This window comes from Methanosarcina sp. MTP4 (assembly GCF_000970045.1).
Taxonomy (GTDB): Archaea; Halobacteriota; Methanosarcinia; order Methanosarcinales; family Methanosarcinaceae; genus MTP4.
In genome coordinates, this window is the sequence record NZ_CP009505.1 from 4,201,910 (window position 1) to 4,211,468 (window position 9,559).

Sequence of the window (9,559 nt, forward strand, 5' to 3'; positions counted from 1 at the left end):
TTATCTACCGTATTTTTCCTTTCTTTTTATCTACCGTATTTTTCCTTTACTTTTCTAACGTATTTTTCCTTTACTTTTAACGTATTTTTCCTTTACTTTTCTAACGTATTTTTCCTTTACTTTTCTAACGTATTTTTCCTTTATTTTTCTGTTTTACCCCTTTCTTTTCCACTTTTTCAGATACTCTTTTTATTTTTCAGATCATATTACTTTTAGAACATACTCAGATAAGTGACATATTGCTTTTCAGGACATAAAGTGGATAACTTTCAGGACATAATCCCTCTTCAGGACACACTCGCCTTTAAGGGTTTCAGGAAGTGTGATTTTAACACCGGTGATCATAAACAAAGTGTAAAATTAAAAAAACCAAAAAATAAACGGAGTGGAAAAACTGAACAGAACCAAACTAAATTACATGGTGGACTTTTGTCTGACAATTCTGTTTCTAATCGTTGCCTTCACAGGCCTTTACATGTACTTTTTCATACCCTCGGGAGTCCCCCATGGTATGTATGTCGTCTATATGGGGCTCACAAAAGCCACATGGCTCTGGATTCACAACAAATCCGCAATCCTGATGACAATTATCGTAGCTTTCCATCTCATCCTCCACTGGAGATGGATCGTGTGCACAACGAGAAATTTCTTCAGGAGGGAAAAAGTGAAAACAGAAGTATTCGAATCCGTTTGTGAGCCCGAATGAATGTTTTTTAAGGAAAAAAATTAGGAATAAAAGAAAAAGAGAATCAGAACCCTAGGGCACTGAAACCTGAAAGAATAACTTCCCGCGGGTCGATGCCGGTTACCTGCACCATGACATAGGCACCTAGGAAAGTTCCTATCACACTGCCTACGTTTGCAAAGCTGGCTACCAGAAGGACTCGCATAAACCTGTTTTTGAACATTTCCCCGAAGGTATCGATCCCTGCAAGAGCCTTTATGTCCTCGGTGGTCGGGTTACGCTGTTTTGCTTCGACGAGACCGGCAAACCAGCCTGCGGCCATCATGGGGTTCAGGGAAGTCAGCCAGGCCACCAGGAAAGCCGTGACAATGGAATAGGGGTGACCACCCGCAAGCAGAGTCCCGGCCGCACTCAGGGTTCCGTTGATAAGGAACCACCAGCCAAACGCTATTAGCAGGAGTTCCAGAGGTGTGCCCGAGAGGAACAGGAGCAAAAACACCGCTATGGCCAGGGCGACAATCCCGAAACCAATTGCTTTGCCCGCACTGAAGCGCTTTTTAGGGATTTCCATGAGATTGCGCAGGGGAGGAATGCTCTTCGGCTCCTGGAGGTATTTGAGAACCCCGGGCTTGTGCCCTGCCCCTATAACCACAACAATAGTTTTGTTCCCGCCTGCTGCTGTCCTGAGAATACTACCTGCAAGGTAAGCATCCCGCTCATCTATCAGGACTTCGGCCGCAGTCGGGGCAAAGTCCCTGAGTTCACTAACAAGGGCCGTGACCACATCCTGTTCCGTGATGCTATCAATATCGATATCAGCTCCTTTCCCGATTCCGATCAACCCTCCGACAAGAGAACCAAGCATTCTGATTTTTTCAAGGAACTTCATCCTACCCCAGAAACGCTGGAGCGTAATCTGGATGTCCCGGTCTATAAGGGCTACCCTAGCTCCTGCAGCCTCAGCCTCCTCAATTGCCATAAGCATCTCGGAACCTGGTTTGACACCCATATCTTCCCCGATCTTCTTCTGGACATAGGCAAGCAGCCAGTGGATCAGGTAAAAGTAGACCTTTCCTCCACCCAGGATATCTTTAATAGGGAGCTGCGTCTCCGGGACATTACCCTTCAGGGAATCATAGCGCCCCCGGCAGAGTTCAACAGCCACAATGTCAGGCTTTAACTTCCTGATGGTTGTCTTGACCTCTTCCACGCTCTTCTCCGAAACATGAGCGGTACCTATGATCACTATTTTTGAAGGCTGACGCTCAGCCTCCCGGGTTTCAACAACCTGAACCCCCGGAGTGGACTGAAACTTTGAAACGGGAGTTGAACCGGCCAAAGGTTCTGCAACAAAGCCAGAGCTCAGGTCCAGCTTTCCCTCGACCACAGTTCCTGCCTCAGCCGCAGATTCAAGTACCTCCGCCTCGGCATTCTCCGGCTTGGAGGCTGAAGAATTAGACAGTTCAGACTTTCCTGCAGAAACATCACCTTCCGCAGATTTGGTAGCAAGTTCATCCACAGAGTATATAGAATCCTGAGAAGAACTCTGAAAGTAGTACTCAGGCTCTCTGTCCTGAGAATCTGTGACATCGGATTTTTCCATTATCAGTCTCTCTGTTGCGGCGGCCCAGAAAAGAGAAAAATTTTTCTGAACCCTGAAACCGCTTCGTTTAAAGATTTAAAGATCTGGAGTATGGTAATTACCTGCCAGCAATTTATAATTTTTTGCTCCTTGAAATTTTTTCCAGAATCTTGAACAGTAAGAACTCAATCCTGCAAGAACTCATTTGTAAGAACTCATTTGTAAGAACCTATCCAGTTATGGATCCTATAAGAACTCATTTGTAAGAACTCATTTGTAAGAATTCATTTGTAAGAACTCATTTGTAAGAACCTATCCAGTTATGGATCCTATAAGAACTCATTTGTAAGAACCTATCCAGTTATGGATCCTATAAGAACTCATTTGTAAGAACCTATCCAGTTATGGATCCCATAAGAACTCATTTGTAAGAACTCATTTGTAAGAACTCACTCACTCATTAGCTTCAGGGTCCGCACAAGATCTGTCCTGGAAAGGATTCCAACCAGATTCCCATTATCAATGACAAGGAGCCTACCGATATTCCGGCTCGAGACCAGTTTCAGAGCATCGGTCGCATGGCCGTCAGAGGGTATGGATACAATATCTTTAGTCATTATATCCGAGACAAGAAGCACAGGCCGCTCGAGTATGGGAACCCTCTGGACATCGGTAAAGCTCACTACTCCTTTCAGGACACCGCCTTCCATGACAGGGTAACCCATGTGTTTATTTTCGAACATGAAGTGAACCAGGTCTTCAACACTCATGGAAGGGTGGACCGAGACCACAACCGGGGTCATTATATCCCGGATAACTATGTCTTCGAGGGTCACCGAAGCCTGAGTGGAACGTTCTTCTTCCGATGCCCCGACATAAATGAAAAGGGCTATCAGGGGGAACCAGAGGTTGCCAATCAGGATACCGAAAATAGCCATAAGGATTGCAAAGAACTTCCCGACAGCTGCCGCACTTTGGGTAGCCTTTACGTACGACATTTTCCTGGCATAAAGTGCCCGGAGCACCCGGCCCCCGTCCATGGGAAAAGCGGGCAGGAGATTAAAGACTCCAAGCACCACATTCATTGCCCCGAGGATCCAGATTGTAAGGAAAACGGGGTTCTCCGCAAGCGCCGAGTTAGGAGATATGAAGGTTCCGTAAACGAAAAGACAAACGAAACCTATCACCAGGCTCGTTAAAGGCCCTGCAAACGCCATCTTGGCTTCCTGTGAAGGTACCCTTGGCATCTCTTCCATCGACGAAACACCCCCGAAAAGGAAGAGTGTAATGCTGTCAATATTGACCCCGTACCGCATCGCCAGGTAGGAGTGTGCAAGTTCATGCAGAAGAATGGACACAAAGAGCAGGATAGCTGTCAGTGTCGAGAGCGCATATCTGGTCAGCGGAGGCTCAACCCCCGAAAACCCGAAAGGCTGCGGATTGATCGCAAAGACGTACGCAAAAACGGGCAATATCAGGAGAAAAGTAACGTGTAGCTTGATTGGTATGCCCATTACACTTCCGATTTTCAATGAAGATTGCATAAATAAAATCCCCCTCTCATTAAGATAATTTTAATCAGGAGATCCCTGATCCGAAGACCCCGGATCCGAAGAATACATAATATACTCAAATCCCATGTACTACTCAAATCCCCATGTTATTACTTTGATAATAATCCTATAGATATTTACTGTACATAATAACCCTATAGATATTTATTGTACATAATAATCCTATAGATATTTACTGTACATAATAACCCTATAGATATTTACTGTACATAAACTGAAGTCCAAAAGAGTGACCTGAAAAAAAGATCGTATAAGATCAGATCCGACCATTCACATAGTTAGAATAAAAACCTGACCGAATAGCCTGCGCTCAGATGTAAGCCGCTTGAAACCCAATCCACTTAAAATCTACCGATATTCCAAAATCACTGGTTGCTTCAGAACCATCGATTAACTCAGAAGCCAGCTAACTAAAAAACCAGTTAAGTCAGAGAAAGGCTAATCCAAAGTTTAAGGTATTTTAAGGCTCTTTCAAAGTCCGAAGCCGTTTCAAAGTTCTGCTACTACTTTCTCCAGAGCCTTCAGGAATTCTTCGATATCCTGGGTTGTAGTGTGGGGCATGAGGACGAGGCGGAGGGCTCTGGGGCTGCGGACAATTGAGACGTTCCAGCCGAATTTTTCATGGAGCTGTTCCCGGACAAGGTCAGGTTCGGGCACACCGAGGGCGACGACGTTCATAACAGGGGTGAGCAGGGGATAGAAGCCTAGTTTTCTGGCACCTTTTACAAGTTTTTCAGTAAGCTCCATGCAGTATTCCACGTTTTTCCTGTATCCTTCCCTTCCAAGGTGCTTCATCACAGCGTAGGTTGCAGCAACTGAGGCCCCACTTCGGGTGCCTGTGAGGGTGAACTGGGATTTTGTGGTGAGATAAGGAGTTTTGACCTGAAGGGAATCGAGGAAGCTGTGCGACCTGAAGAGCAAAGCTCCCGAGGGAATTGTGGAAAGGCCCATCTTGTGCGGGTCAATGGCGACGGAAGTAACACCTGGCACTTCAAAGTCGAAAGGATATGACTTTTCAAGGAAGGGAATTACAAAACCCCCAAAAGCAGCATCAATATGCAGGAAAAGGTCCTTTTCAAGCACAAGTTCAGAGAGACCTTCTATAGGATCTACCTGCCCGAATTCCGTGTTTCCGGCTATTCCCACAAGCCCTATGGTATTTTTATCGGTTAGTTTTTCCACGGAAGCCAGATCAACCCTGAAATCAGGGTCCAGACCAGCCCTTCGGATCTCTATTCCAAGCATATTTGCGATCTTATCAAAAGAAAAATGAGCCGAATCCGGGATTACGATGTTGGGATTTGTGATCTGAGGTTTTCTGTGAGCACTCAGGTTCTTCATTGCCCTGATTGCCTGGATATTGGATTCTGTCCCCCCGGTTGTAAGATAACCACAGAACTCCCCGTCGGAAAACTTACCGGAATTTCTAAGGGAAGGAGCATGGAGCAACTCTCCCAGCATGCTGATGACTTCCTTTTCAAAACCATAAGTTCCCGGAAAGAGCCCGAGATCCCCCAGGTTGGCCTCAATAAAAAGCATGTGAGCCTCCGCTGCAATTGCATGGGGATGAGTGCACATTGAACTTAAAACACGATAATAATCTGTATCCTCTGATTTCGCCTTTTTCAGGAGGGATAAAACCTCTTTTTCAGAAAGACCCTGCTCATTCATATGGATAAACTAAAAACAATTCTATTTAAAATACTTATGGAATGTGTTTATGAAAATTCTTACAGGAAGATGGAATGCTCAAGACACTCCAATGTGAATTTTTTAAAATTTGTATGAAGTTAGTTGTTTTGATTACCTGGAAAAAAAGAGTTAAAAAATAACTTTAGAACGAGATTGAGCAAATAGAATTTTAGTAAGAAGTTTGCAGAGAGGGACCCCATGATTTCCACTGGAAAACGTTTCTAATGGAGAACAGAAATTAATAAAATAAAACTTAGCAATGTTTTTTTTCATTTTTTCATTTTTCCATTTTATTTTAAATCCCTCCACAAAATTAACTTTTTTTAACAAAATATATATACAATTAATGTTATAACACAACAACATTGTTTTGTTACCATAACTAAATAAAACTTTGTTTTATTTCGTTACCCAAAATTTCAAAACCCCTCCAGTCGAAATCATGGGGTCCCGGTCCTATTTAAAGGTTGCACTGGAAATAAAGGGGTCTACATAACAGAGCTTTTATCTTTACAAATTTATCTTTTTACATTTAGAAAGAGAAAAAGATCAAAATTGAAAGAGATTAGCAAACTAAAATCTTTGAATTTTTTTCAATTTTTGTCTTTTCTAATTTTTGTCTTTTCTAATTTTTGTCTTTTCTAATTTTTGTCTTTTCTAATTTTTGTCTTTTCTAATTTTTGTCTTTTCTAATTTTTGTCTTTTCAATTTTTGTCTTTTCCAATCTTTCTTCACTTTTGTTAAGCGCTTTCTTCAATCTAGGTGAAATTGACAGTTCAGGCCGAATTTTTAGAAATAGAATAGACAATAGAATAGACAATAGAATAGACAATAGAATAGACAATAGAATAGACAATAGAATAGACAAATTCTTAGGAAATCCAAAGCGAAATATTTCCAGATTCTCGCTTATTAACTTATTAATTTCCATAAAAATAAATAAATAAATAAATAAATAAATAAATAAATAAAAAATTTCAAATTTAAGTTATGAACCGAAAGGTCTTAACTAACCCCAACTCACAGAGTTGCATTTTTTGAGGAACCTTAAATAGATTTGCTGCAATCATTGCTTTTTTGACTAATAAAATGTGGGAAAAACCAGGAGAAAAATCAGGAGAAAAGAATGAAAACTGAGAGAACTCAGGTGGAAAAAAGTTATAAAAATGATCTACCAGTTCATTCTCCCCGGTTCCATCTTATTTCAGGAAGATTATACTGATAGATCAAATTTGCCGTTTTTCTTATTTTTGTCTTCTTTTTATTTTCGTTTTTCAGAGAATTGAATATTTACGCTTCAGGGATTCGACATCTTTTTTGTGATTTTTGCCCCGGTGGCTCACATCTGCTTTACGCGGTCGAACTCTTTCTGGATTTCTGCTGAGGGGCCTTCCTTGTCCAGGATGGTTATGACGTAGATCACGATGCATGAGAGGACAAAACCGGGCACGATTTCATAGAGGTCGAAGATCCCACCTGAAAGCTGCTTCCAGAGGATAACCATGAGGCCACCGGAAACCATTCCTCCCAGAGCTGCGTTCCTGGTGGTCCGCTTCCAGAAGAGGGAGAAGATAATTATCGGTCCGAAAGCTGCTCCGAAACCTGCCCAGGCATAGGAAACAAGGCCCATGACCGAGTTGTTAGGGTCCCTGGCAATCATGTAGGCGATCGTGGAAATTGCGATAACGGCGAGTCTGCCGAGCCAGACCAGCTCTTTTTCGCTGGCGTCCTTTTTCATGACGATCCTGTAGATATCTTCCGTAAAGGCGGAGGCGGCCACAAGGAGCTGGGAGTCAGCGGTACTCATGATAGCCGCAAGGATGGCTGCAAGGAGGATTCCTGCGATTACCGGAGTGAACATGGTGTTGACCAGGACCATGAAAATCGTTTCACTGCCCCCGGCTCCCAGGAATTCGGGGTGGAGGTAGGCCCTTCCTACAAGTCCCACGACGACGGCGAATATCAGGGAAATTACGACCCAGACCATGGCAATGAGCCTTGCCTGCTTGATCTTATCGGGAGATTCGATGGCCATGAAACGGACCAGGATGTGGGGCATTCCGAAATATCCGAGTCCCCATGCCAGGTTTGAGACCAGGGGGATTGCGCCTCCGGCAAGGGCAGTCCAGGGGTTGAGTAGCTGGGGGTCAATGCTCTGGATCAGGTCCAAGGTTGAGCCATATCCACCCATTCCTTTCATGGCCATAGAAGGCACCAGGACGATGGCGCAGATCATGAGTGCACCCTGGAAGAAGTCGGTCCAGCAGACAGCCATGAACCCTCCCAGGAAAGTATAACTGATTATCACCAGGGCACCGATTAGAAGGGCTTGCTGGTAGGGGATGTCGAAAACGGTGTTAAAGAGCTTTCCTCCGGCCACCAGTCCCGAGGAAGTATAAAGCAGGAAGAAGACCAGAATCAGGATGGCTGAAATAATCCTGAGGGCATGGGTATTATCCCTGAACCTGTTTTCGAAGTACACGGGGATAGTGATCGCGTCGCCTGCAACCTGGGTGTACTGACGCAGTTTCTTAGCCACAAACTTCCAGTTTAGGTAAGTCCCGACGGCAAGACCTATCCCGATCCAGATGGCTTCCATCCCGGCCAGATAGGCATATCCGGGAAGCCCGAGTAGCAACCAGCCGCTCATGTCCGAGGCCTGGGAACTTAAAGCTGTAACCCAGCTGTTCAGTTTTCTGCCTCCCAGGATATAATCAGCGAGATTCTCAGTTTTTCGATAATAGAGAACCCCGATAGAGATCATGAAGAGTAGATATAAAGCAAAAATAAGTATGATACTAAAACTATCCGATACCATTGTTTAACTCCATTTTTTTAAAGGGTTTAAAGGGTTTAAAGAGTTTAAAGGGTTTTGAAGATTTTTAACGAATCTTTAAAGGTTTTAATTTCCAAATCCTTTTCTATAATTGTTTCATTTGTAACTTTTTCTATAATTGTTTCATTTGTAACTTTTTTTATAACCTGTTCCATTTGTAACTTTTTTCTATCGGTTGTTCTATTTGTGATTCTTTTATACAAATTCGTTCTAGACAGCTATGTTTCAGATTTTTGAATTGCGATTCCTAATTTGAAGCAAATATACCTTCAAGATACATTCAGTAGTATTTATGCAATAATTATTAACACAGCAAATCTATGTAGCAAATTTATACAGCAAATTTATACAGCAAATCTATGTAGCAAATTTATACAGCAAATTTATACAGCAAATTTATACAGCAAATCTATGCAGCAAATCTATGCAGCAAATCTATGCAGCAAATCTATGCAGCAAATCTATGTAGCAAATCTATGTAGCAAATTTATACAGCAAATTTATGCAGCAAATCTATGCAGCAAATCTATGCAGCAAATTTATGCAGCAAATTTATACAGCAAATCTATGCAGCAAATCTATGCAGCAAATCTGAATTTGAAGCCCTGCTTTGTTATTAAAAATCCATATTTCAGGGATTTTTTATGTTTTTTAGGAAAGTCAGGGGTTGGAAACTGACTTATGTAATTATTTTTTATTAACTAGGGTTTTTCGTACTGCAATACAGCTGTATATTTTTATATCTGATTGTCCACATTTTTGAATACATCCATGTATCCTTATATTTTTATAAGTTTTTTGAATTTTTCATTATTTTACCTGTCATTATACAAAATTTCAGAAAATAATTTTATATAGTTAGGATTGAGAGATTGAATGGCTTTTTCCTAAAGTTACTTCTGATTTCCTAAATTTACTCCTGCTTTTTATGCCGTTGTTTTTAACCTTGGCATTTTTTTTATTTTCATACAGTTGATTTTAATATTACGATCTTAAATAAAAAATATTTTTATTGTTTCAGTGGAAATGAAGGGGTTATAATTTATCTAATTTTTTCCACCCGAAAGAGGGGATTCGGCCTCACTCTCCATTAATCTCCCATTTATGGCCTGATCTCCAAATTTTTATTTCAATCTTAAGAATGCCTTTTCCTATTGTTTTTAGCTTGGGATTTGATGGTCTCGGCCATT

Annotated in this window: 5 protein-coding genes; 1 reads left to right on the forward strand and 4 read right to left on the reverse strand. The window is 42.0% G+C overall.

The features are described from left to right. Positions 1 to 418: 418 nt before the first annotated feature. Positions 419 to 706 carry a DUF4405 domain-containing protein gene (locus MSMTP_RS17720; protein ID WP_082090687.1) on the forward strand — a complete coding sequence of 96 codons (288 nt, stop codon included), beginning with the start codon at positions 419 to 421 and terminating at the stop codon, positions 704 to 706. Between the two features lie 43 nt (positions 707 to 749). Here the strand turns inward: MSMTP_RS17720 and MSMTP_RS17725 are convergent, their stop codons facing one another. The 4 genes from MSMTP_RS17725 to putP all read right to left on the reverse strand — a co-directional run bounded on the left by MSMTP_RS17725 (position 750) and on the right by putP (position 8,351). Continuing rightward, positions 750 to 2,288: a TraB/GumN family protein gene (locus tag MSMTP_RS17725; RefSeq protein ID WP_048182280.1), complete on the reverse strand. Its 1,539-nt coding sequence runs from the start codon at positions 2,286 to 2,288 to the stop codon at positions 750 to 752. Between the two features lie 428 nt (positions 2,289 to 2,716). Beyond that, complete coding sequence (locus tag MSMTP_RS17730; RefSeq protein ID WP_048182283.1) at positions 2,717 to 3,811, reverse strand: CBS domain-containing protein; 1,095 nt, start codon at positions 3,809 to 3,811, stop codon at positions 2,717 to 2,719. A 519-nt stretch (positions 3,812 to 4,330) separates the two neighbouring features. Beyond that, the gene (gene mfnA, locus MSMTP_RS17735; RefSeq protein WP_048182286.1) at positions 4,331 to 5,512 is read right to left on the reverse strand and encodes a tyrosine decarboxylase MfnA; all 1,182 of its coding nucleotides are present in this window, start codon (positions 5,510 to 5,512) and stop codon (positions 4,331 to 4,333) included. A gap of 1,360 nt (positions 5,513 to 6,872) precedes the next feature. After that, positions 6,873 to 8,351 carry a sodium/proline symporter PutP gene (putP, locus tag MSMTP_RS17745; protein ID WP_048182291.1) on the reverse strand — a complete coding sequence of 493 codons (1,479 nt, stop codon included), beginning with the start codon at positions 8,349 to 8,351 and terminating at the stop codon, positions 6,873 to 6,875. Between the last annotated feature and the right edge of the window lie 1,208 nt (positions 8,352 to 9,559).

Coding starts and splice junctions, on each gene's coding strand:
- MSMTP_RS17720 (WP_082090687.1), top strand. CDS start 419: ATGGTGGACTTTTGTCTGACAATTCTGTTTCTAATCGTTGCCTTCACA.
- MSMTP_RS17725 (WP_048182280.1), bottom strand. CDS start 2,288: ATGGAAAAATCCGATGTCACAGATTCTCAGGACAGAGAGCCTGAGTAC.
- MSMTP_RS17730 (WP_048182283.1), bottom strand. CDS start 3,811: ATGCAATCTTCATTGAAAATCGGAAGTGTAATGGGCATACCAATCAAG.
- mfnA (WP_048182286.1), bottom strand. CDS start 5,512: ATGAATGAGCAGGGTCTTTCTGAAAAAGAGGTTTTATCCCTCCTGAAA.
- putP (WP_048182291.1), bottom strand. CDS start 8,351: ATGGTATCGGATAGTTTTAGTATCATACTTATTTTTGCTTTATATCTA.